General features: G+C 69.3%; 25 protein-coding genes and 1 pseudogene. 15 read left to right on the top strand and 11 right to left on the bottom strand.

Translation table 11 applies throughout. The features are described from left to right. Positions 1-357: 357 nt before the first annotated feature. Together VIM19_11775 and VIM19_11770 are read left to right on the top strand one after the other, a co-directional pair. Complete coding sequence (locus tag VIM19_11775; protein HEY5185555.1) at positions 358-597, top strand: CopG family transcriptional regulator; 240 nt, start codon at positions 358-360, stop codon at positions 595-597. Beyond that, positions 591-935, top strand: coding sequence for a type II toxin-antitoxin system PemK/MazF family toxin (locus VIM19_11770; GenBank protein HEY5185554.1), 345 nt, complete (start codon positions 591-593; stop codon positions 933-935). Before VIM19_11775 ends, VIM19_11770 begins: the two co-directional genes overlap by 7 nt. An 82-nt stretch (positions 936-1,017) precedes the next feature. Here VIM19_11770 and VIM19_11765 read toward each other — a convergent pair whose 3' ends face one another. Together VIM19_11765 and VIM19_11760 are read right to left on the bottom strand one after the other, a co-directional pair. After that, positions 1,018-1,641, bottom strand: a complete 624-nt coding sequence (locus tag VIM19_11765) for an alpha/beta hydrolase (protein HEY5185553.1) — start codon at positions 1,639-1,641, stop codon at positions 1,018-1,020. A 57-nt stretch (positions 1,642-1,698) separates the two neighbouring features. Then, positions 1,699-1,953, bottom strand: a complete 255-nt coding sequence (locus VIM19_11760; protein ID HEY5185552.1) for a hypothetical protein — start codon at positions 1,951-1,953, stop codon at positions 1,699-1,701. Positions 1,954-2,369: 416 nt separating this feature from the next. Between VIM19_11760 and rph the strand changes: the two genes are divergently transcribed. The 7 genes from rph (at position 2,370) to VIM19_11725 (ending at position 9,408) form a co-directional block, all read left to right on the top strand. Further along, positions 2,370-4,958: a rifamycin-inactivating phosphotransferase gene (rph, locus tag VIM19_11755; GenBank protein ID HEY5185551.1), complete on the top strand. Its 2,589-nt coding sequence runs from the start codon at positions 2,370-2,372 to the stop codon at positions 4,956-4,958. Positions 4,959-5,378: 420 nt separating this feature from the next. Next, a complete protein-coding gene (locus tag VIM19_11750; GenBank protein ID HEY5185550.1) occupies positions 5,379-5,876 on the top strand; it encodes a hypothetical protein in 498 nt (165 codons plus the stop codon). A gap of 58 nt (positions 5,877-5,934) precedes the next feature. Further along, a complete protein-coding gene (locus tag VIM19_11745; protein HEY5185549.1) occupies positions 5,935-6,792 on the top strand; it encodes a DUF4097 family beta strand repeat-containing protein in 858 nt (285 codons plus the stop codon). A 10-nt stretch (positions 6,793-6,802) separates the two neighbouring features. Further along, positions 6,803-7,624: an ATP-binding cassette domain-containing protein gene (locus VIM19_11740; GenBank protein ID HEY5185548.1), complete on the top strand. Its 822-nt coding sequence runs from the start codon at positions 6,803-6,805 to the stop codon at positions 7,622-7,624. Continuing rightward, positions 7,621-8,382: an ABC transporter permease gene (locus VIM19_11735; protein HEY5185547.1), complete on the top strand. Its 762-nt coding sequence runs from the start codon at positions 7,621-7,623 to the stop codon at positions 8,380-8,382. The genes VIM19_11740 and VIM19_11735 overlap by 4 nt, the downstream gene beginning before the upstream one ends. 243 nt (positions 8,383-8,625) lie before the next feature. Then, positions 8,626-8,898, top strand: coding sequence for a DUF1778 domain-containing protein (locus tag VIM19_11730; GenBank protein ID HEY5185546.1), 273 nt, complete (start codon positions 8,626-8,628; stop codon positions 8,896-8,898). A 3-nt stretch (positions 8,899-8,901) separates the two neighbouring features. Next, on the top strand, positions 8,902-9,408 hold the full coding sequence (locus VIM19_11725) for a GNAT family N-acetyltransferase (GenBank protein ID HEY5185545.1): 507 nt from the start codon (positions 8,902-8,904) through the stop codon (positions 9,406-9,408). A gap of 1,059 nt (positions 9,409-10,467) precedes the next feature. Here VIM19_11725 and VIM19_11720 read toward each other — a convergent pair. Beyond that, entirely contained in the window at positions 10,468-10,923 is a 456-nt protein-coding gene (locus tag VIM19_11720; GenBank protein HEY5185544.1) for a winged helix DNA-binding protein, read from the bottom strand. A gap of 150 nt (positions 10,924-11,073) precedes the next feature. Between VIM19_11720 and VIM19_11715 the strand changes: the two genes are divergently transcribed. Then, on the top strand, positions 11,074-11,805 hold the full coding sequence (locus VIM19_11715) for an alpha/beta hydrolase (GenBank protein HEY5185543.1): 732 nt from the start codon (positions 11,074-11,076) through the stop codon (positions 11,803-11,805). A 9-nt stretch (positions 11,806-11,814) separates the two neighbouring features. On the opposite strand, the gene VIM19_11710 is transcribed toward VIM19_11715, so the two are convergent. The 6 genes from VIM19_11710 to VIM19_11685 all read right to left on the bottom strand — a co-directional run bounded on the left by VIM19_11710 (position 11,815) and on the right by VIM19_11685 (position 15,459). Further along, positions 11,815-11,949 carry a hypothetical protein gene (locus tag VIM19_11710; protein ID HEY5185542.1) on the bottom strand — a complete coding sequence of 45 codons (135 nt, stop codon included), beginning with the start codon at positions 11,947-11,949 and terminating at the stop codon, positions 11,815-11,817. A 35-nt stretch (positions 11,950-11,984) separates the two neighbouring features. Next, entirely contained in the window at positions 11,985-12,656 is a 672-nt protein-coding gene (locus tag VIM19_11705) for a TetR-like C-terminal domain-containing protein (GenBank protein HEY5185541.1), read from the bottom strand. Between the two features lie 74 nt (positions 12,657-12,730). Further along, a complete protein-coding gene (locus tag VIM19_11700; protein ID HEY5185540.1) occupies positions 12,731-13,174 on the bottom strand; it encodes a DUF4260 domain-containing protein in 444 nt (147 codons plus the stop codon). A gap of 13 nt (positions 13,175-13,187) precedes the next feature. Then, positions 13,188-13,763, bottom strand: coding sequence for a WHG domain-containing protein (locus VIM19_11695; protein HEY5185539.1), 576 nt, complete (start codon positions 13,761-13,763; stop codon positions 13,188-13,190). Next, the gene (locus tag VIM19_11690; GenBank protein HEY5185538.1) at positions 13,756-14,601 is read right to left on the bottom strand and encodes an alpha/beta hydrolase; all 846 of its coding nucleotides are present in this window, start codon (positions 14,599-14,601) and stop codon (positions 13,756-13,758) included. Before VIM19_11690 ends, VIM19_11695 begins: the two co-directional genes overlap by 8 nt. 117 nt (positions 14,602-14,718) lie before the next feature. Next, on the bottom strand, positions 14,719-15,459 hold the full coding sequence (locus VIM19_11685) for a TetR/AcrR family transcriptional regulator (GenBank protein ID HEY5185537.1): 741 nt from the start codon (positions 15,457-15,459) through the stop codon (positions 14,719-14,721). Between the two features lie 155 nt (positions 15,460-15,614). On the opposite strand from VIM19_11685, the gene VIM19_11680 reads away from it, so the two are divergent. The 4 genes from VIM19_11680 to VIM19_11665 all read left to right on the top strand — a co-directional run bounded on the left by VIM19_11680 (position 15,615) and on the right by VIM19_11665 (position 18,843). Beyond that, on the top strand, positions 15,615-16,751 hold the full coding sequence (locus tag VIM19_11680; protein ID HEY5185536.1) for an MMPL family transporter: 1,137 nt from the start codon (positions 15,615-15,617) through the stop codon (positions 16,749-16,751). Beyond that, complete coding sequence (locus VIM19_11675; protein ID HEY5185535.1) at positions 16,720-17,637, top strand: MMPL family transporter; 918 nt, start codon at positions 16,720-16,722, stop codon at positions 17,635-17,637. The genes VIM19_11680 and VIM19_11675 overlap by 32 nt, the downstream gene beginning before the upstream one ends. Continuing rightward, on the top strand, positions 17,550-17,909 hold the full coding sequence (locus VIM19_11670) for an MMPL family transporter (protein ID HEY5185534.1): 360 nt from the start codon (positions 17,550-17,552) through the stop codon (positions 17,907-17,909). The genes VIM19_11675 and VIM19_11670 overlap by 88 nt, the downstream gene beginning before the upstream one ends. A 508-nt stretch (positions 17,910-18,417) precedes the next feature. Continuing rightward, positions 18,418-18,843, top strand: coding sequence for a hypothetical protein (locus VIM19_11665; protein HEY5185533.1), 426 nt, complete (start codon positions 18,418-18,420; stop codon positions 18,841-18,843). Between the two features lie 161 nt (positions 18,844-19,004). On the opposite strand, the gene VIM19_11660 is transcribed toward VIM19_11665, so the two are convergent. After that, the gene (locus tag VIM19_11660) at positions 19,005-19,331 is read right to left on the bottom strand and encodes a TetR-like C-terminal domain-containing protein (protein ID HEY5185532.1); all 327 of its coding nucleotides are present in this window, start codon (positions 19,329-19,331) and stop codon (positions 19,005-19,007) included. Between the two features lie 25 nt (positions 19,332-19,356). After that, positions 19,357-19,725, bottom strand: a pseudogene (locus VIM19_11655) (IS256 family transposase). Between the two features lie 166 nt (positions 19,726-19,891). Here VIM19_11655 and ltrA point away from each other — a divergent pair. Continuing rightward, positions 19,892-21,268, top strand: a complete 1,377-nt coding sequence (gene ltrA / locus VIM19_11650) for a group II intron reverse transcriptase/maturase (GenBank protein ID HEY5185531.1) — start codon at positions 19,892-19,894, stop codon at positions 21,266-21,268. Positions 21,269-21,355: the final 87 nt, after the last annotated feature.

The following is a 21,355-nucleotide window of genomic DNA, read 5'->3' as shown; positions in this document are numbered from 1 at the left end:
GGGTGACCAGGGCGTGCGGGGTGTCCAGGTCGACGAGTCGGCCCTGGTCGACACCTGCGGGTCGTAACGCCGTCTGACCTCTGGGTCGAAATCCCAGGGGTCACCGGACCTGCATCTTGGCAAGGGATGTGCAGGAACGGGCTGCTGTTGACACCGAGGCATGTTCTGCCGGTGGCCCGATGCTGCAGAAGACTGCCTGCTCGGCGGGACATGGATGCGCACCAGAACACTTCGCGGGCGCCTGCCTCGCGGCGTAGCTGCGGTCGCGGACCGTCGCGTGAAGACGGTGCTGTTCGATTCGTCGGTGGCCGAGATCGCCCCCTGACACCCTGGTCATACCTCGTTATACTCGTCGTCATGAAGACTGCAATCTCCGTCCCTGACGAGACCTTCGACCGAGCGAGCCGGCGTGCCCAGCAGCTGGGGATCAGCCGCTCGGAGTTCTTCTCCACCGCAGCCAAGCGGTACCTGGAAGACCTCGACCGGGAGTCCCTGACGGCCAGGATCGACGAGGCCCTGGGACTCGTCGGCGACGATCTCGACACGATCGTGGCGACAGACGTCGGGCGGGCCCGTCTCGCGCAGGCAGACTGGTGATCAGCCGAGGCAGCATTTGCTGGGTCGACCTCGGTGAGCCGCGCGGGAGTCGCCCGGCGACGGTCCGGCCGGTGCTCGTGCTGCAAGACGACGCCTACAACAGCAGCAGACTCGCGACCACGATCGCGGCCGTGATCACGTCAAACACGGGCCAGGCTGCGGTCGCCGGCAACGTGTTCATCCCGGCCTCGGCCAGCGGGTTGAAGAAGGACGCGGTCGCCAACCTGACCGCGCTCGTCACGTTGAACAAGTCCGACCTGGACCCACCAGTCGGGCGACTGCCCGAGCACCTCATGGACGAGGTCAACTCTGGACTCAAGCTGATTCTCGACCTGTGAACCACACGAGAACGCCAGCACTGCTCGATCGCCCCCGCCCTGCATCGGCACATTCAGGGCTGTGTGGATGGTGGGCTGGGCGTCAGAACAGGCCGGTGACGACCCGGAGGATCTCCTCGAGCCGAGTGCCGACGAGGAGATGGCCCTCGCCTGGGCAGTCATGCAGGACGGCGCCTGGGATCGCCTCGGCCTGGCGGCGAGCGTGGGCGATCGGGACGTCACGGTCGGCGCCGCCGTGCCACAGATGCACAGGCGCCGTGATGTCCTGCAGGCGGAAACCCCAATCCGCGGCCCACAGCGCGTAGTCCTGCGCGAGGGCCTTCCCGGTGGTGGGGGACGACCTGCGCAGGTCGGCCAACAACGCGGCCAGGATCTCCGGGTGACCCAGCACCGCGGTGTCGGCTGGGCCCAGTTGGCGCGCCATCAGATCCAGGGCACGCTCGGGCCAGCGCCGGTCGAATATGGCCATGGCCGCGAACAAGGGCAGGGTCGATGCGGGTGAGCGGCGGGCCATCCGGACCAAGAGGACATCGGCCGGCACCATGCCCGCCTCGGTGCCCGGCTCGGCGAGTGGCGCGACCCCGCTGACGATGACGGCCGCTACAACACGTTCCGGGAGGAACCGTGCACACGCGGCGGCGTGCGGACCATCCCCGGAGAGTCCGACCACCGCGAACCGTGTCAGGTGCAGGTGGTCGGCGAGCAAGGCCGCATCGTCGGCCCACCCGGCGAGGCGACGTCGCGGTTGATAGGCGCTCAGCCCTTAACCCGGCCGGTCGGGCACGATGAACCGCACCCCCGCGGCGCGCGCCGGCCGGTCGCCGAAACCGAACTGCAGCCGCGACCCCGGGGTGCCGTGGAACGCGATCACGGGAAGACCCTCCGCGGCGCCGAGCTCCATCCAGGCCAGTTCACGCTCGTCCGGGAGCACCATGACGTGGGTATCGGGCGAGTCCAGCCGACGCCCTGCGTGGTCACCGGACACCGAACTTGCGGGCGGCTCGTTGCCAGACATCACGGTTTGACACCTCCTGGTAAGCGAGGTTTCAACGATCACCATCCCCCAGCTGTGCCTCCATCGGAGGAGGCCAAGGTCCCCGCGCTCTCACACGAGCACCGGCGGCCCACCGCGGCACAGGGGCCCGAAGGTCCGTGGCACGGTCCTGCGCCGGGGGTCCACCCGCCGCGTGGTCGGGTACTCCACGGGCACCAACCCCAGCGCTTCGCGCCGCGCCCGCATCCCGACCTCGTGGACGGCGGGGACCCCCGGGCCGGGCCCACTACAGCAACAGGTGTTGGTCTGCGGGGCGCATCAAGGACGGGGGGGATGGCCGTCTGCACGAGTTGGTGACGTGGCACGAGGGGGCCGACTGCCAGGATCGGCTTCGCACGCACCGTGCATCTCGCGGACGTGCGAGCGAAGGGAGTGTGGTTGTGGGCAACGACGTGCTCCGGTTGGAAGACGTCGACCGGACGCAGGTGGCGCGTGTCGGGGGCAAGGGGGCGGGCCTCGGGGAGCTGACCCGGATCGACGGCATCCGGGTACCGCGCGGTTTCTGCGTGACGACGGACGCCTTCCGCCGGGTGATGGCGGGCGATCGCGAGATCGAGGAGGCGCTCGATCGGTTGGCGCATGTGGACCCCGGCGACCGTGAGGGCGTTGGAGTGTGCGCCGCGCAGCTCCGCCAGGCTGTCGAAGGGTTCGCATTGCCGGACGACCTGGCGGACGAGATCACCGGTGCGGTCGCGCGGCTCGATGAACACGCCGCCTACGCGGTGAGGTCGAGCGCGACGGCGGAGGACCTGCCCACGGCCTCCTTCGCCGGCCAGCAGGACACCTACCTGAACATCATGGGGCCGGCGGCGATCCTCGAGCACGTCGCGCGGTGCTGGGCGTCGCTGTTCACGGAGCGCGCCGTCGCCTACCGCCAGCGCAACGGCATCGACCACCGGCAGGTCCGCATGGCCGTGGTCGTGCAGCAGATGGTCGTCCCCCAGGTGTCCGGTGTCCTGTTCACGGCCGACCCGGTCAACGGCAACCGCAGGACCCTGTCCGTGGACGCGAGCTTCGGCCTGGGCGAGGCGCTGGTGTCCGGGCGCGTGAACCCCGACGTGTTCAAGGTGCGCGACGGTCAGATCGTCACGAAGGTCGTCGCGACTAAGCAGCTCGCGGTCGAACCGCTGCCGCAGGGAGGCACCCGCGAGCGCGTCGTCGACCCGGCGCGGCAGGCCGACCCAGCGCTGACCGACGCTCAGGTGCTCGAACTGGCGCGGCTGGGTCGCGTGATCGAGGCGCACTTCGGGTGGCCGCAGGACATCGAGTGGTGCCTGGCCGACGACGGCTTGCACATCGTGCAGAGCCGGCCCATCACGACGCTGTTCCCCCTCCCCGTCGCGGCCGACGACGCGCCCCACGTGTATGTGTCCGTCGGCCACCAGCAGATGATGACCGACCCGATGAAGCCGCTGGGGATCTCGGTGTGGCAGCTGACCGCGGCCGTGCCGATGCACTCGGCCGGGGGCCGCTTGTTCGTCGACGCCAGCCGCCACCTCGCCTCGCCCACCAACCGCGACGCCTTCGTCGCCGGCTTCACCAGGTCTGACCCGCTGACCGGGGACGCGCTGCGCACCGTCGTCGAGCGCGGCCTCGTCCCGCTCGCCCCCGACGACGGTGCGGTGCCGCGGTTCCTCGCACCCGCTGACCCGATCGAGACGAATGCGGGGATCGTTGACGAGCTGATCGCGGCCAACCGGGCGTCGGTCGCGGCCCTTCGCCGCGGGATCGCGGGCAAGACCGGTTCGGCACTCGTCGAGGCCATTCTCGAGGACATCCCGGAGTTGAAGCGGATCCTGTTCGACCCGCGCAGCCACCAGGTGTTCATGCTGGCGATGCAGGCCGCCGATTGGCTCAACAGCCACCTGGAGGAGTGGCTCGCAGAGAAGAACGTGGCCGACACCCTCACCCAGTCTGTCCCGAACAACATCACCTCCGAGATGGGCCTGGCCCTGCTGGACGTCGCCGACGTGATCCGCCCGTACCCCCAGGTGGTCGCGGTACTGCGCCGCGTCGAGGGTGACAGCGACCTCGACCAACTGCCCGCCGTCGAGGGCGGCCAGAGGGCACAGGCCGCCCTGCGGGCCTACCTCGACGAGTACGGCATGCGCTGCGTGGGCGAGATCGACATCACCCGGCCGCGCTGGAGCGAGCGGCCGTCCACGCTGGTTCCGGTGATCCTGGCCAACATCGACAACTTCCAGCCGGGGGAGGCGACGCGGCGCTTCGAGCGCGGGCGCGCCGAGGCCGAGGCGAAGCGGCGCGAGGTGCTCGACCGCCTGCGGGCGTTGCCCGACGGTGACGCCAAGGCCGACGAGACGCAGCAGATGATCGACCGGGTGCGTACCTTCATCGGCTACCGTGAGTACCCCAAGTACGGCATCGTCAGTCGCTACCTCGTCTATAAGCAGGCGCTGCTCCGCGAGGCCGAGCGGCTGGCGCGGGCCGGCGTGTTGCGCGACGCGGAGGACCTGTTCTTCCTCACGCTGCCCGAGATCGCGGACGTCGTGCGCACGCAGGAACTGGACAACGAGCTCATCCACGCGCGCAAGGAGACGTTCGCGTCGTACCACGCGCTCACCCCCCCGCGGGTGCTCACCTCCGAAGGCGAAGCCGTCACCGGCTCCTACCGGCGCCACGATGTGCCAGACGGCGCGCTGATCGGCCTACCAGTCTCGACAGGGACCATCGAGGGGCGGGCCCGCGTGATCGTCGACCTGGACCAAGCCGCCCTCGAACCGGGCGACATCCTGGTCACCAGGTTCACCGACCCCAGCTGGTCACCGCTGTTCGTCACCATCGACGGCCTGGTCACCGAGGTCGGCGGACTCATGACGCACGGCGCCGTGATCGCCCGCGAGTACGGCCTCCCAGCGGTCGTCGGCGTCGAGAACGCCACCCAGCTGATCCAGGACGGGCAGAGGATCCGCGTGCACGGCAGCGACGGCTACGTCGAACTCCTGCCGTGACCGTGGCTACCCGGATGCGAAACCGCGATCAACACCTGTTGCCGTAGTGGGGCCGGGCCTAGGACGGGGACAGCACCGCGGCTCGGTCGCCAAGGCGCTTCGCTGGCACCCGGAACGGCTGGAGCGGTCCTTCCCCAGGAGTGTGCCAGCGACCATGAACTCAGGTGCCGCTCAGGTCCTCCGCTGCGCGCACCCGCTGCCGGATGACCCGCTCTGGAACGGCACGTACGCGCGCCGGCCCGGGTGGTTGTTCGGCGGCGGTGAGCCGACGAACTCGCTGATTGAGTGCCAGCCCGAGTGCTGGCACCGATGGCGGGATGACCCTGCGTGCCTCGTCCGGTTCGTGGCCGGCGCGCCAAGGCCACGCGTGGCACAGCACCGGCATTGTCATGGCACCCTAATGGTGCCATGATTGATGCCATGGATCTCGCTCCGCACATCTCCGAGTTGCGTGACCAGCTCCTCCTCGCCGCCGAAGCGGGCGGCGAGGAGGCCAGGTCAGTGGCGGAACGCCTGACCGCGACGCTGGAGTCGGCCTTTCGTCTGGCACTGCTCGATGCGCTCTCGGTGGCCACCGCGGAGATCACCCGGGAGCTCGCGCCCGGGTCGGTCGAACTGCGGCTGCGCGGCCGCGACCCGGAATTCGTGGTGGTTGTGCCGCCCGCTCCGGAGGTCGCCGACGGCGCCGAACCGACCGCGCCGGCGTGGGACGACGACTCGCCCATGACTCGGATCAACCTGCGGCTCGGCCAGGACCTCAAGGACCGGGTCGAGGAGGCGGCCCGCTGGGACGGCTTGTCGGTCAACGCTTGGCTCGTCCGCGCGGCAGGCAACTCACTCACCTCGGGTCCCACCGGACCGTCCGCGACCCGGGGCTCCGCACGCGGCGCCGACCGCTACCGCGGATGGGTGCGCTAGCCCTGGCCGCCGGCCCGCCCTGGACCCGACTCGTTCCGATCGCACTGGAGGACTCGACATGACCAGCTTCCCCACCACCGGACCCATCTCTGCCTCCCTCGACATCGAGTGGGGCGACCTTCGGATCGTCGCGGGCGACGACGGTCCCACCATCGTCGACGTGACCCCGACAGACCCGGCGAACGAGAAGGACCGCCGCGCGGTGGAGGCCACCACGGTGGCCTGCGCCGACGGCCGCCTGCGGGTGGCCGGGCCGAAGAACGGCCTCACCAAGAAGTACGGGGCCGTGCAGGTCTCCGTGCGTCTGGCGGCGGGGTCGGATCTCGACGCGCACTTCGGCCTCGGCGCGGTCGCGGTCGAGGGCGACCTCGGCGGCTGCCGGGTCAAGACGTCGGCAGGCGACATCCGGGTGGACGGCGCGACGAGCGCCGACCTGAGGTCTGGCTTCGGTTCCGTCGCCGCTGGGGACATCGGCGGTGACGTCTACTGTACGACCGGCTCCGGCGCTGTGCAGATCGACCGGATCGGCGGCCGCGCCGAGGTGAAGAACTCCAACGGCGACACGAGGATCGGCGACAGCGGCGGACCGCTGCGGGTCAAGGCGGCCAACGGCGACATCTCCGTCGCCCGCGCGCGGGGGGACGTCGTCGCGACCTCGGCGAACGGCAACCTTCGGATCGGCAGCGCGGAGAGTGGAGCCGTGCAGCTGAAGACGTCCCTGGGCCGCATCGAGGTCGGCATCCCGGCCGGCACGTCCGCGCTGCTCGACCTCAAGACGTCGTATGGCGCCGTGCGCAACGAGCTCGACGCCAGCGACCAGCCGGCCGCGGGCGCGCGCACCGTCGAGGTGCAGGCACACACCAGCGCCGGCGACATCGACGTCGTCCGCGTCTCCATCGGCGACGCAGGGAACTGAGGCTCTCGTCATGAGTACACAGTCGGTCACCGCCCTCCACGTGCAGGGCCTGGAGAAGTCGTACAAGGAGCTGCGCGTGCTGCGCGGCGTGGACTTCGACGTGGCGCGGGGCAGCATCTTCGCCCTGCTCGGCTCCAACGGCGCGGGCAAGACCACGGTCGTGAAGATCCTTTCCACGCTGCTCAAGCCCGACGCGGGGACGGTCACCGTCGCTGGCTTCGACGTCGCCAGGCACCCGGCCGACGTGCGGGAGTCCATCAGCCTCACCGGGCAGTTCGCGGCCGTGGACGAGATCCTCACCGGGCGGGAGAACCTGGTCCTGATGGCCCGGCTGCGGCACCTGAAGGGCGCTGGCCGGATCGCGGATGACCTGCTGGCCCGCTTCCAGCTCACCGACGCGGCGCAGCGGAGGGTGGCGACGTACTCCGGAGGCATGCGCCGCCGGCTGGACATCGCCATGAGCCTGATCGGCAATGCGCCGGTGATCTTCCTGGACGAACCGACCAGCGGGCTCGACCCACAAGCTCGCCTCGACGTGTGGAACAGCATCAAACAGCTCGCCGGGCAGGGCACCACGGTGCTGCTCACCACGCAGTACCTGGACGAGGCCGAACAGCTCGCCGACCGGATCGCGATCCTCCACCAGGGACGGATCATCGCGAACGGCACGCTCGCCGAACTGAAACAGCTCCTGCCGCCCGCCAAGGTCGAGTACGTCGAGAAGCAGCCGACCCTGGAGGACGTCTTCCTCGCCATCGTCGGCGCCAACGGCAAGGGCAGCGACGCTGGCAAGGACCCGGCCTCGGCACCGACGAGTAAGGAACAGCGATGACCACACACTTCTTCGGCGACACCGCCGTCCTGACGGGACGATCACTGCGCCACATCGCCCGCAGCCCGGACACCATCATCACGACCACGATCATGCCGATCGCCTTCATGCTGCTGTTCGTCTACGTGTTCGGCGGCGCGATCAGCGCAGGGTCGCGTTCGTATGTGAACTACCTGCTGCCCGGCATCCTGCTCATCACGATCGCGTCGAGCATCGCCTACACCGCCTTCCGGCTGTTCATGGACATGAACAGCGGCATCGTCGAGCGCTTGCAGTCCATGCCGATCGCACGGTCGTCCGTGCTGTGGGCGCACGTGCTGACCTCGCTGGTCGCCAGTCTGATCTCGCTCGTGGTCGTCGTGATCGTCGCCCTGATCATGGGCTTCCGCTCCAGGGCCGGAGTGCTGGCGTGGCTCGCGGTGGCCGGCATCCTGATCCTGTTCACCCTGGCGTTGACCTGGCTCGCCGTCATCGCCGGCCTGTCCGCGAAGACCGTGGACGGCGCGAGCGCGTTCTCCTACCCGCTCATCTTCCTGCCGTTCGTCAGCTCGGCCTTCGTGCTCACCGCGACCATGCCCGGCCCGGTGCGTGCCTTCGCCGACAACCAGCCGGTGACGCCCATCGTCAACGCGATCCGCGACCTGTACACGCAGCAACCGGTCAGCACCGACATCTGGATCGCCCTCGCCTGGTGCCTCGGCATCCTCGTCGTCGGGTACGCCCTCGCCATGGCCACCTACCACCGCAAGATCGCCTAAGGATGTGGCTGCGGCGGTGCGTGTTCCGGCTGCCGAGAAGTCTCAAGTAGCCGGTTATTGTTCTGCTCCCCAACATGCAGCCGGGGGAGGGCCCCGACGGGATCGTCGAATCCGGGTCGAGCCTCGCGCGATGGCGTTGATGCCAGTACGGAGTGGCTTCGAAGGGTGTTCGGGGTCGGCGGTCTCCTGGTTGACTGCGACGTGAATGTACGTGCCGTTGTCCGTACATCGAGGGAGGGTGGGATGGCTGCGACGGCCCGGTTGGAGGTTCGGGTTCGCCCGGACACCAAGGCGCGCCTGGAGCGGGCGGCGGCTCTGGCGCAGGTTCCGGTGAGTGAGTTCGTGCGTTCGGCCGCGGAGGGTCGGGCTGAGCAGGTGCTCGCCGAGCACGACACCCAGACCCTGGTGCCGGCGGAGTTCTACGACGAGCTGCTGGCGGCGCTGGACGCCCCCGCGCAACCCAACCCGGCGCTGTCCCGCGCGGCCGGCAGGGCACGTGATCTGGTCGCCGGCTGATCGGTGGGGTACCGCTCAGAGGCGCTCGACCCGGATCGGCACGACCTCAGCGCGTTGGACTGTGGGGAACCCGAGCTGGACGGGTGGCTGCGCGAGCACGCGGCCGGCGCGGAGGCGCGCCGGGTGGCCCGCACGTTCGTGTGGGTCGCCGACGAGCGCGCGGACCTGGTGGTCGGCTACTACAGCCTGACCGGACACCGCCTGGTTCGCGACGCACTTCCCACCGGCATCGGCCGAGGAAGTCCCACCGAGATCCCGGCCGTATTGCTGGCTCGACTCGTGCTGGACCGCGGTCAGCAGGGAACCGGTGTCGGCGGGGCTCTTCTCGCCGATGCGCTGGGGCGGATCGTGGTGGCGACGCAGACGGTGGCTGCGCGGTTCGTCGTCGTGGATGCCGTGCATGAGCGCGCAGCGGGCTTCTACGAGCACCACGGCTTCCGGCGCATCCCCGGCGCGCTTCGGCTCGTGCAGGAGGTGTCCGACATCGCAGCCGCGATCCACCGGTTGTGACCCACGGCGCCGGACGCGTCACCGGGGCTGGTCCACCGCCGGTCAACACCGCGGCGTGGACGATGCCGGACGCGTCTGGACGTTCAGCGACGGTGCGGGTCGTTGACCTGCGCAGACGTCGTTCCACTGCCGTCGGTGAGTGTCCGCAGACATCCAGACACCGTCGCTCATAACCCAGAGGTCGCAGGTTCAAATCCTGCCCCGCTACGGGTATCGTTGTAGGTCAGCAACGCGGCGCCTCCGGCGCACCGTGGTGCGCGAAGATTCACGGCGCTCGACGTGTTTCTTATGCAATTTGTACAGCGCACCGCGAATCTTCGCGTCAGAGGCGTGATCACCGATCTTGGTGGTCTCGCCTCTTGATCATTGTCAGCAGAAATGTCAGCAGGAGCCTGTTCTGCTGCGCCCTCACAAGATCAAAGTGGGGCGGATTCCCGACATTGCGGGACAGTCGTGGACGCTGGTGGAGGGAATCTCGGTCGGTCTCACCGTTTCTGCGTTCTGACCACTGGGGCGTCAACCCAGAGGTCATCGACGGCCCGCAGCGGCATGGCCGCGGGCTCGGTCCCGTCTACACGGGGCCAGCATGATCAGTCTCGACGGCAGTCAACCGAACCTTCAGCAGACCCGGTCGTCGCCGCCTTGACTCGTGGCCGCCGACGCGTGTGACTCCGGAAGAGCCTGGTCTCCCTGGGGAGGGCTTGCCTCCGCTCCACTGCTGGCCCGAAGCGGGTCAGGTTACGGGCTCATGAGACGAGCTACCTGGATCCGATCGGCGTGGCCGCGGGCCTCGGCGTCGTACTCGAAGGAGGAGACCCGCCCCGGCACGTTCGCCTGCGACGCCAGCGCAGCCGCCCTAGGCAGGCCTCGTTCGCCCGCCCACGCAACCGATCGGCGCGGTCGACTTCCGATCCTCCCGTGATTCGCCCCCGGTGGCTCAGTCGCCCGGTCATCGGATGCCCCTCGGGTCTGAAGCCCGCGTCACTGTCGTGCCGCGTTTCGCACGGCCGTGTTTCGCGGAGGTACCGAGTTGTCGGGCGCTGTGGCGGTTCGGTCCGGCTATCGGGGGAAGCGGCGGGCGACTGCCTCGCCTGCGGGCAGACCGTCCACGAACTCACGAAGGAAGGCCAGGATCGCATCGAGGTCATGTCCCGCCGACCGACGATCGATCTCTGAGCAAAGACGCGATTCGACCTTAGCCACGGCCCCGGCAGTTCGCCTGCCGTCCGGGGTCAGCTGGAGCAGCACCTCTCGGCCGTCGGTCTCGCTGCGGGTCCGCTCGACCAGCCCCTGCGTGACCAGGCGGTCCACGAGCCGGCTCGGGTTGGTGCCGCTCTCGCAGACGAGCAGGGCACCGAGCCCGCTGAGAGTGAGCACCTTGTGTTCGCCGAGGACACGCAGCACCTCGGCCTGGGCAGGGGAGAGCCCGAGCGGCCGAAGACCGGCGGCAAGCTGACGGTTCCCCTCCCGCTGGGCCGCCAGCACCAAGTAGCGGAGCTCCTCGGCGCGACTCATCCGTTGCTCCAGTCTCGTCTCAATGACACGACATCAATATAGATCCCGTCGTTCAGCATGGGCAATCCCGAGGCATCGATTGACAGCTCGGAGTGGGCCGGCTATTCTTATGACACGACATACATGTCGTATCATATACAAGGAGAAACCATGACCACCATCGTCACCGTCCCGTGCTTCTCCGGGGCTCCGTGGGATACCCGACAGCTCGCCCCACTCGCGGGCCGAGACGTCCGCACGATGCGCCTGCCGGAACGCCTAGACAGCGTCGAGGCGAACGCCGACTTCCTCGCCGACCAGATCGCCGATCTCGATGACTGCGTCCTCGTGGGGGACTCCTACGGTGCCGTCATCTCGCTCACCCTCGCCGTCCGTCAACCACGTGGGCTGTCCGGGCTCGTGCTCTCCGGTGGGTTCGCGGCGAACCCGCTGCCCGCGTGGAAGGGGATGGCAGCCGCGGCGTCGCGCTTCGCCGGCGGCCCGCCCTACCGCCAGGGCACCCTGCGGTTCCACGCCTACCAGCTCGCCTCGAAGTTCGACGCCACGGCTCCGATCCCGCACACCCAGGACGACTACCGGCAGCTCTTCGTCGAGAACACCCCCCGCGCCACCTACACCGCCCGGGTCACCTCGGTCACCCGCTTCGACGTCCGCGACCGCCTCGACCGGGTCAACGTGCCGACCCTGCTGCTCACCCCCGAGGACGACAAGCTCGTCGGGGAGAACGCCGCCAAGGAGATGCTCGCCGGCATCCCCGACGCCCGCGAGGTCATCCTGCCGCGAACCGGTCACATGTTCCGGTTCACCCACCCCGACCAGTACGGCGCCGTCATCACGCACTTCGTCGACGAGCACGTCCTGCACGCCTCGGCCCAGGCCTGAGCAGTTCGGTCAAGCCGTGAGGGTCTTGGCGACCGACCAGAGCCGTTCCTCGCGCGCTTCGTCGAAGGCGGTGGGTGACGGGTCGATGTCGTGGTCGATGTGGACGTAGCGTCCGCCGCTCGGTCCGAGCTCGCCCATGGCCATGCGTGCGAGGGTGAGCCCCGACCGGTCTGGCGAGCTCAACGCAGGCTGGGTCGTGCATCAGGCTGGCATCGATCGTTCGACGAAAGGGTTCCGCGCTGGCCGAAGCCCTCGTCACGGCAGGGACTGTCTGCGGACGGGCCAGCCAGGGCGCCGATCCACGACAGGGCGATGAATGAGCACCACTCGACGGCTGCCTCGCCCCGGGGCTCCTGTTGGCGTAGGACGACAGTGATGGCTCCGTAGACCCTCGCCAATAGGGCCAACGACTCGGTGTCGACATCCGAGCTCTGATCGAGTACGCCGCTCCGCAAACACGAGCCGACGGCTTCGACCAGGCACGTGTATGACCGGCGAGCGGAGACCAGTCCTCGATCGCAGTGTGGGGTTCTGCCAGGCGAGTGCGATCCGGTGAGGAGCCCATAGCGGGCCGGGTGGTCGAGTGCGTATCGGATGTGGGCGACCGTCACCGCTCGCAGTCGTTGGTACGGGTCTTCTGTCATCGCGGCGGCGGCACTCATAACCGTGCCGAGTTGGTCGTCGACGACGTGGGCCATGAACTCGACGAGGTCGGCTCGGGTCGCGTGGTAGCGGAAGAACGCGGACGCAGAGAGCCCTGCCCTGGCCGACACCGTCCTTGTTGTGACTGTGGCGAGGTTCTGCGACTCGTCGAGCAACGCGAGGGCGGCCGCGGTCAGGGCAAGACGCATCTCCGCAGAGGATTAGCGGGGTCCTGGCATGTCCGAGTAGGTGGGGTTGATTGGTGTGTAGCTACGGGTTCGGCTCAGCTCGACCGGTGGTGATCGTGCCGGCCGAGGTGCGTGTGGTTGGGGTCGCCGTCGTGCTTGAAGCCGTAGGCCATGGCCCGGTCCATCCCGATGTGGGCGAGCCACACGGTGGCCAGGGCGACGACGAGCATCTGCTGCTGCCAGAGCCCGACGCCCACGAGTGCCAGGGGGAGCGGTGTTGCGTGCGCGAGGTTGTAGACGAGCGCCCCCGCGGAACGCGACACTAGGTAGCCGAGGGCGCCGAGGTCGGGCAGCAGCAGCGTGGCCGGTAGCAGCCACCACGCCTGCCCGGTGCGCGAGTAGGCGACCAGGGCGGCCACCAGCAGCGCGAGGCCCTCGACCCGTAGGAAGGCGCGGGGTCGTCCGGTGACGACGCCGGCCTGCGGCGGGTTCGGTGCACCGACCGCGTGGAGCGAGGGGGCGGGGGAGAGGGTGTCCATGGTGGTTCCTCGGTCAGCTCGTGGGGGTCGCGAGGGCGTGGAGGGCGACGACGAGTCCGTCGACGAGGCGCTCGAAGCTGCGGTCGATGTCGACGGGCAGGCCGAAGCCGCCGGAGGACTCGAGGGCGATGAAGCCGTGCAGGGTGGAGCGGATGGCGCGGGTGGCGTCGATCGCGTCGATGCCGTGGAGGTCGTAGCCCGCCAGCACGTCCAGCACGACGCCGACAGCGGCGGCGCTGGCCGCCTCGTCGTCGGTGTCGCCGGGCTCGGGTGCGCGGACGGTGGCGCTGTAGCGGCCCGGGTGCTGCACCGCCCACCGGCGGTACGCCGCAGCGAGGGCGCGGATCGCATCGTCACCAGACTTGCCGACGGCAGCGCGACCCAGGACGTCGGCGAGCTCGGTCTTGGCGCGGACCGCGATGCTGCGCTGCAGGGCGTCCATGCCGTCGATGTGCTTGTAGAGGGACGGCTGGCGGACGCCGAGGCTCTCGGCGAGCGCGGCGAGGGTGAGGCGGGACAGGCCCACCTCGTCGGCGATGCGCTCGGCCTCGACGACGACGCGGTCCTCGCTCAGCCCGGCCCTAGCCACGACTGCCCGCCTCGGCGAGGAACGAGCCGATCGCGGCGGCCACGAGCTCGGGCTGCTGCGACTGGGGGTAGTGGCCGGCCTCGGGGACGATGACGACGGTGCCGTGCAGGGCGGCGGCGATCCAGTCGGCCTCGGCCTTCGGGTCGAGGAAGTCCGGGTCCTGCTGGCCCATCACGACCAGCGTGGGCGCGGTCACCTCGGCCAGGCGAGCCTCGACCGGTGCGTGGCTGGTGCGGGTCGTCAGCGAGAACGCCTTGGTGTAGCCGGGTCGCTTGATGCTGGCGATGACCTCGGGGAGGTAGGTGTCGAGGTCGTCGGGGCGGTGCCCGGCGTAGAACTTCGGCGCATACGACTTCCACGACAGGGCGGCCCACGGTGTGGCCATCGCGACCCGCATCATGATCCGGGTGAACGCGCTGATCGAACCGTCGCGCACGAACGGGCCGACGAGGACCAGCGCGCTCACCAGCTCCGGGCGCTCGGCCGCGACGTAGGCGGCGGCCCCGGCGCCCATCGAGTTGCCCACGATCACGGCCGGACCCCCGAGCGCCTCGATCAGCGCGACGAGATCCCCGGCGGTCTCGACGTCGCCGTAGGAGCCGAACGTCGGATCGCTGCCGCCGTGGCCGCGAAGGTCGCTGGTCGCGACGCGGTAGCCCGCCTCGACCAGAGCCGGCGCCAGGAACCGGTACGTGGCGCGCAGGTCGCCCATGCCGGGAACGAGCAGGACCAGGGGGCCGTCACCGGCCACGTCGTAGGCGACCCGCCCCTCGGGACGGGCGAGGTACTGGGTGGGAGCGGTGCCCCTATTTGTAGTAGCCATGCGGTTAAGATACATAGCCACATGGCTACCGTCAAGAGTCAGCGATCCGCGCCCTCAGCCTTGTGAGTCTGCGCCTGCGAGGACCGTCGCCCGCTCGCCAGGACGGCATCTTCGAGTCTGACCTTCACATGCTCAGGTATCGGCGAGCCCCATGGCTCGGGACGACAGCTCGACTTGGGCTTCGTAGATGGCGTCGAGCGCGGGCTTGTCGTACATCCGCAGGTGCCCGTACATCTCGAGGCAGATGGCGCCGTGCATCCCGTACCAGGCGTGCAGCAGTGCCTGGTGGCTGGCGGCGGGAACCGTCCCCTCGACCACCGAGTCGTCGGCGTCGGCCTGCAGAGCGGCCAGCGTCGAGGGCGCGACGTCCTCGACGATGGGGTCGGCGAGCACGCCGGCGGCGAGCGCCCGGTGCACGACGAGGGCGAGCTGCTCGATCGCGGACTTGGCAGCCTCGACGGTGGGTCCGTGTGCGGGTGCGACGTAGCCCGGGACCGGTTGGCCGAACAGCAGGGTGAAGCGCGGCGGGTCGCCCAGTGCCCACGCCCGGTACGCCGTCGCGACGACCCGGAAATGCTCCCGGCCGGGGGAGGGGTCGGCGTCTGTGACGGCGTCGGCTAGTGACTGCGCCAGGTCGTGGTAGCCCTCGAAGATGAGGTCGGTGAGCAGTTGGTCGCGGTCGCCGTAGTACCTGTAGAGAGCCTGCGCGGTGAACCCCATGGCGCGGGCAATGTCGGCGAACCGGACGTCGGTGTTGCCCTGACTGCGCATGAGGTCGAGGGCGGTCGCCTTGATCTCGGTGAGGGTGGCCTGGCGCGCCCGCTCCCGTCGTGACGGCACGGCACTCGCGGGATCGCCCACGGTCGTCGTCATCGACATGCCCCCTTCGACATTCGCTCGCGACCCCAGGGGAACGCGACTGTGATGGAGTGTAACTGAAGTTTGATCCCTTGACAGACCCCGCCGGCATCTGATTCATTGTGCGCCAACATTCCTGTTACGTTGGTTCACTACGATGAGGTTAGGTCATGAATCCAGAGTTGGTCGCGGATCGCACGGCTCGCGTCCCCGCGGTTGCGGCGCCAGGCGTTCTCGGGCGGGTGGCGCAGTGGACCTTCCGGCACCGCGCGCTCACCGTGGTCGGCTGGGTTGTCACAGTTGCCGTCGCGATCGTCCTGTCGATCGCCTTCGCCGGCCGGTTTACGGCCGACTACTCGGCGCCCGGTGCCGATTCCACCCAGGCGCATGACCGGCTGGTTCGCGAGTTCCCGTCCGCCGCGGCGTCCTCGATCGCCGTGGTCGTGCGCAGCACCTCGGGTCCGGTCACTGAGGGCCTGGCTCGGTCCCAGGTTCGGCAGCTGCTCGACGAACTGGCCCGGCAGTCACACGTCCGTCAGGTCAGCGACCCGTTCGCCACCCCCGGTGGGGTCTCGCGGGACCTCACCACGGCGATCGCCACGGTGCAGCACGACGTCGTCCAGCCCTCCGATATGCCGGTCACCGCGACGACGTCGCTGCTGGGCCTGGCCGACCGGGCATCGGTCAACGGGCTGCAGGTCGCGATGAGCGGCGATGCCGTCGCAGCCGCCGAGCAGGGCCCGGTCGGCTCCGAGGGCCTGGGGCTTCTCGTGGCAGCGGTGATCCTGCTGCTCACCTTCGGGTCGATAGTCGCCGCCGGCCTTCCTCTGGCCGTCGCGCTGGTCGGCTTGGGGGTCAGCGGTGCGGTGACCGGCCTGGTCGCCCGGGTGATGCCGGTGCCTGACTGGTCCACCTCGCTGGCCACCATGATCGGCCTCGGCGTCGGGATCGACTACACGCTGCTGATGGTCACCCGGTTCCGCGAGTGGCGGGCCGAAGGGCTCGACGTGCAGCGAGCCACGGTCGCTACCCTGGACACCGCCGGGCGCGCTGTGGTCCTGGCCGGCACGACCGTCGTCATCAGCATGCTCGGCCTGTTCGCCACGGGACTGCCCTACATGCGCGGGGCCGCCGCGGCGACCATCGTCGCCGTGCTCGTGGTGCTCGCCGCCGCGATCACCCTGTTCCCCGCACTCCTCGGTTTCGTGGGAGGCCACCTCGACCGGCTCCGCGTCCCGCTGCCCCGTCGTCGACGCCGGCCGGGTGGGGCGGCAGGTGCCCACGCCGGCGCCGCACGGCGCCGTTGAGTCCGAGGGTTGGCTGCGCTGGGGGCGCCTGGTCCAGCGCCATCGGGTGCTTGCCGCCGTGGTCGGCGTGTCGGCGCTGCTGGCCCTGGCCAGCCCGTTCCTGGGTGCGCGCTTCGGGTTCCCCGACGCCGGCCACGACGCGGCCGACAGCTCCAGCCGCCGCGCCTACATGATGGTTGAGCAGGCGTTCGGTCCCGGCGCGAACGGGCCGCTCCTCATCGCAGCTGAGCTCACCGCACCAGCGGACGCGACCGCGCTCACCAGCCTCGTCACCAGCCTGACGCACGTCAGCGGCCTCGCCTCGGTCAGCCCCGTCACGCTCAGCCCGTCCCACGACGCGGCCGTGCTCACGGTGTTCCCGACCACCGGGCCCGAGGACCCCCGCACCCAGACCCTCGTCCGCACGCTGCGCGAGCAGATCGTGCCGGCTGCGACCGCGGGCACCGGGCTGACTGTCCACGTCGGAGGCGTGACCGCAGCGTCCATCGACACCACGAGCAACATCGAGAGCAAGCTCCCGCTGCTCATCGCCGGTGTCGTGATCCTCTCGGCGCTCCTGCTGCTCGTCGCCTTCCGCAGCGTCGCGGTCGCCCTCAAGGCCGCCGCGCTGAACCTCTTGTCCGTCGCCGCCGCCGACGGCGTCGTGGCTCTCGTCCTGCAGGGCGGCTGGTTCGGCCGGCTGTTCGGAATCGACAGCCCCACGCCGCTGCCCGCATTCGTCCCGGTGCTCATGTTCGCCGTCCTGTTCGGGCTGTCGATGGACTACGAGGTCTTCCTCGTCTCCCGGATACGCGAGACCTGGACACGCATCGGGGACAACGGGCAGGCAATCGTCAGCGGGTTGGCCGGACCGCGCGGGTCATCACAGCAGCAGCAGCCATTGTGATCGCGGTGTTCGCAGCGTTCGTACCCAGCAACAGCCTCATCCTCAAGGTGATCGGCATCGGCATGGCCGCCGCCATCCTCATCGACGCCACCGTCGTGCGACTGCTCGTCGTGCCAGCCGTGATGTTCATCCTCGGCGACCGGAACTGGTGGATGCCGCCGGCCCTCTCGTTCCTACCCGAGGTCCACGTCGAGGCACACCCCGACCGGTACCGGACATCCCCTGACAGCAACGTCTCCGCTCCCCACATCGAGCCGGAGCTGGTGAGATGACCGACCGCAGCCGACCAGAGACACGCTCGCGACGAGGCACGCCGATCGCGATTTCACCACTCGAGCACCGGGCGCAAGGTGCGGTCAACGTCGTGATCGAACCGCTGCGCCGCTGGCGACCTGCTTCGGGGACCCCGGACATCACCTCTGCGACGGCGACGGGTGGCAGCATGATCCGCCTCCCCACCGAGGAACCAAGCCGTTCCCACGGGTCACGGCTCCCACGCGCGGGCGGCAGTCGTCTCCGGCCATCTGCCGGCGATGCGCACGATGAAGGCTGCCGGTCACGGCTGTTCGTAAGCCGACCACGAATGTCCGAGAACGGTGCTCACGAAGGGCTCGCTTCCACAGCGTCCAACCAGCTCGTCGACCCCGCACCGATTGTTAGGGGAGGGGCCACGTCCGCCCAGCGCCACGCAAAGGCATCTGTCGGAGGACAAACCTGTCAGCCAGTCCCGCCCCGCCCCGGTGGTCCAGGGCCAATCATTCGCAAGAAGGAGACACGCGCATGACCACGCAGCCGCAAGCCACGACCCTCGACGACCTTGCCGCCCGTCGGCGGCGCCGCCTCGACCGGCTGCGGATCGCCATCATCACTGCCCTGGCCGTCCAGGTGCTGCTCGGCATGGCCAACAACCTGTGGCTCACGCAGGACCCGCCCACCCTCGAGACCGCTTCGCCGCAGGCCCTTCTCAGCGCCCACGTGGACGTGGCCTATGTGCTCATCGCGCTCGCGATCTGGATGCTGGTGTTTGCAATCCGTTCGAGGCGCCGCACCTACATTCTGCCCGCCTCCACCGGGATCTTCGGCGTCCTGCTCGCGTACGGTTCGGGCCTGGCCTACTGGGCCACCGAAGCCAACATCTGGTCCATGTCCATGACCATCGGATTCACGATCGCCGTGACGTCATACGCGCTCGCCGGGCGACGTTGAGGACTCCAGCACATGGATGTCAACGACGAGCACGAGTGTTGGTCTTCGATGACTGTGGACCCTCCGCTGACGAGGACCGCCCAATGCCGGTCAACTCCGCGATCGCGTCGTATCACCGATAAGTCCTCGCTGCTCGGGAATGTCATGGTCCGGGTAGCCGATCAGTCCGACAACCCGCGCAGCATCGTTTGCACCATGTCGTTGTACACCGACTCCGAGTCGTCGGAGAAGCTGATCCCGTTGAGCTCGAAGCTCACCGCACCATGCAGCGCTGACCAGATCTGCTGGGCGATGTCGACCGCGACCCCACGCGCGAGGATCTCCGCGCCTTGGGCGTCCTGGACCCGGGTCACGAGCTCGGCGAACGCCAGCTCCGCGCGCGCGTAGGCCTGCGGCGACATGGCGATGACGCGCTTGTGGTCGAACATCAGTTGATAGTGCTCGGGATGGTCGAGGGCGAACGTCCGGTACGCCCCGCAGGCGGACACGAGACGAGCCCGGGCGTTCGGGCCGCTGGCCGAGCAGGTCGTCAGCGGCGAACGCGGCGTAGGTGTCCAGCGGCACCTCATGCCCGTCCAGGGTTCGGGCCCGCGGCCGGGACACCTCGACCCGCCGACCGCCCAGGGTCACCGAGCCCTTCCCGGTGCCGTGCCGCACCGCCCCACGGTCGGGGTCGTGCTTGCCCTTCGGCCCGGCCACTGCGGTGATCTCAGCCTCGAACATCGCCGCCATCACCGCCATCCCCGCGGCGACGCTCAGCGCGAGCAGCCCTTCCCGGGCCACGCTGGCGATGTCAGCCAGCGCGAGACTGACCTCCTCCGGCAGCCCGCTCACGCCCACGGCCTGGTCCTGCGTCACGATCTGCACGTTGCTCGGTTCCACAAGACTCGGGAGTATGCCCAGTGAGCGAGAGGGGCCACGCCGATGGTGACGTGATCTGACTCGTTGTGAAGCTCGTCGTCGCCAGCCGGTGTGAGTCCGGTCCGGGTAACCGCCAGGGGGCCCGGTAGCAGGCTGCCGGCGCCGGGGGGAAACGCCCGACGTCGAAGTGCAGCGTCAAGAGCCCTTCAGGGGGAGCGACCGAGCGGTCCGCAGCATCCAGCGGATCCTCGACCCGGTCCGTGCCTTGCAGCATGCGCTTCACCGGGCGGCCAAGGCTGACCCCGGACGACGATTCCACGCGCTGTATGACAAGGTCCACCGCAGGGATGTCTTGCAGCGAGCGTGGTGGCTGGTGCGTCGAAACGCTGGCGCGCCAGGCATCGACCAGACCACCATCGCCGACGTCGAGGAGTACGGGGTGACCCGGCTGCTCGACGAACTGGCCGCGGAACTGCAAGCGGGGCGGTTCCGGCCGTTGCCTGCCCGACGGGTGTTCATTCCCAAGCCCGGCTCGGCAGAGCAGCGACCGTTGTCGATTCCCGCGGTCCGTGACCGAGTCGTGCAGGCTGCCGTGAAGATCGTCATAGAGCCGATCTTCGAGGCGGACTTCTTGCCGTGCTCGCATGGGTTCCGGCCCAAACGGTCGGCGCACGACGCCCTGCAGGTACTCGTTGATGAGTCCTTCGGGGGCAAGCGGTGGGTGGTGGAGACGGACGTCGCGAACTGCTTTGAGGCGATCCCGCACTCGGGGTTGATGTCCGCGGTGGAGGAACGGGTCAGCGACCGTCGCCTCCTCGGGCTGCTCTGCGCGTTCCTACGCGCTGGGGTCATGCACGAGGGCACGGCCCGGCGGGCCGTCACCGGCACTCCGCAAGGCGGGGTTGTCTCCCCGCTGCTCGCCAACGTCTTCTTGCACCGGCTCGACCGGGCATGGCGTGGCGCGTATGGGACGCTGGTGCGGTATGCCGATGACCTGGTGGTGATGTGCAAGTCCCAGGGGCAGGCGGTCGCCGCGCTCGCGCGCGTAACCGCCCTGCTGGCCCATCTCGGCCTGGAGCCGAAGCAGGCCAAGACCCGGATCGTGCAGCTGACCGATGGTGGCGAGGGCGTGGACTTCCTCGGCTTCCACCATCGGCTGGTGCACTCCCGGGCCGCGCGGGGAACAGGCCAGATCACCTACCTCGCCCGTTGGCCATCGCGCAAGGCGATGCAGCACGCCCGGGACCGCATCCGGTTCATGACGATGCGGGCCCGGCTGGTTGCACCGGTCGAGCAAATCGTGCAGGAGAGGAACCTGTTCCTGCGCGGCTGGGCGGGCTACTTCCGCTACGGGAACTCCGCCCAGGCCTTCGACAAGATCCGCAGCTACGCGGTGATGCGGCTCGCGCTGTTCCTGGCGAAACGTCATCAACGCCCAAGCGCCTGGGGATTCGCCCAGGTCTACCGATCGCGTGACTCGTTCGGGCTGGTCTCCCTCAATGGAATCGTTGCCGCACCCAGGCCCAACCGGGCCTGGCGGGCTCCGGTCGAACACCGCCGGTGAAGGGCGTCGGTGAGCCGTGTGCGGGAGAACCGCATGCACGGTTCGACGGGCGGGGGCTGGAAACGGAACGCATCAGCGTCACCGCGC

Source organism: Actinomycetes bacterium (assembly GCA_036510875.1).
Taxonomy (GTDB): Bacteria; Actinomycetota; Actinomycetes; order Prado026; family Prado026; genus DATCDE01.
Note: the sequence above shows the minus strand (reverse complement) of the source record. Positions and strands in the feature narration are given on the sequence as shown.

What these genes read in the sequence shown, in the direction of transcription:
- VIM19_11775 (HEY5185555.1), top strand. Translation starts at nt 358, where the DNA reads ATGAAGACTGCAATCTCCGTCCCTGACGAGACCTTCGACCGAGCGAGC.
- VIM19_11750 (HEY5185550.1), top strand. Translation starts at nt 5,379, where the DNA reads ATGGATCTCGCTCCGCACATCTCCGAGTTGCGTGACCAGCTCCTCCTC.
- VIM19_11745 (HEY5185549.1), top strand. Translation starts at nt 5,935, where the DNA reads ATGACCAGCTTCCCCACCACCGGACCCATCTCTGCCTCCCTCGACATC.
- VIM19_11740 (HEY5185548.1), top strand. Translation starts at nt 6,803, where the DNA reads ATGAGTACACAGTCGGTCACCGCCCTCCACGTGCAGGGCCTGGAGAAG.
- VIM19_11735 (HEY5185547.1), top strand. Translation starts at nt 7,621, where the DNA reads ATGACCACACACTTCTTCGGCGACACCGCCGTCCTGACGGGACGATCA.
- VIM19_11730 (HEY5185546.1), top strand. Translation starts at nt 8,626, where the DNA reads ATGGCTGCGACGGCCCGGTTGGAGGTTCGGGTTCGCCCGGACACCAAG.
- VIM19_11720 (HEY5185544.1), bottom strand. Translation starts at nt 10,923, where the DNA reads ATGAGTCGCGCCGAGGAGCTCCGCTACTTGGTGCTGGCGGCCCAGCGG.
- VIM19_11715 (HEY5185543.1), top strand. Translation starts at nt 11,074, where the DNA reads ATGACCACCATCGTCACCGTCCCGTGCTTCTCCGGGGCTCCGTGGGAT.
- VIM19_11710 (HEY5185542.1), bottom strand. Translation starts at nt 11,949, where the DNA reads ATGGCCATGGGCGAGCTCGGACCGAGCGGCGGACGCTACGTCCACATC.
- VIM19_11705 (HEY5185541.1), bottom strand. Translation starts at nt 12,656, where the DNA reads ATGCGTCTTGCCCTGACCGCGGCCGCCCTCGCGTTGCTCGACGAGTCG.
- VIM19_11700 (HEY5185540.1), bottom strand. Translation starts at nt 13,174, where the DNA reads ATGGACACCCTCTCCCCCGCCCCCTCGCTCCACGCGGTCGGTGCACCG.
- VIM19_11690 (HEY5185538.1), bottom strand. Translation starts at nt 14,601, where the DNA reads ATGTATCTTAACCGCATGGCTACTACAAATAGGGGCACCGCTCCCACC.
- VIM19_11685 (HEY5185537.1), bottom strand. Translation starts at nt 15,459, where the DNA reads ATGACGACGACCGTGGGCGATCCCGCGAGTGCCGTGCCGTCACGACGG.
- VIM19_11680 (HEY5185536.1), top strand. Translation starts at nt 15,615, where the DNA reads ATGAATCCAGAGTTGGTCGCGGATCGCACGGCTCGCGTCCCCGCGGTT.
- VIM19_11665 (HEY5185533.1), top strand. Translation starts at nt 18,418, where the DNA reads ATGACCACGCAGCCGCAAGCCACGACCCTCGACGACCTTGCCGCCCGT.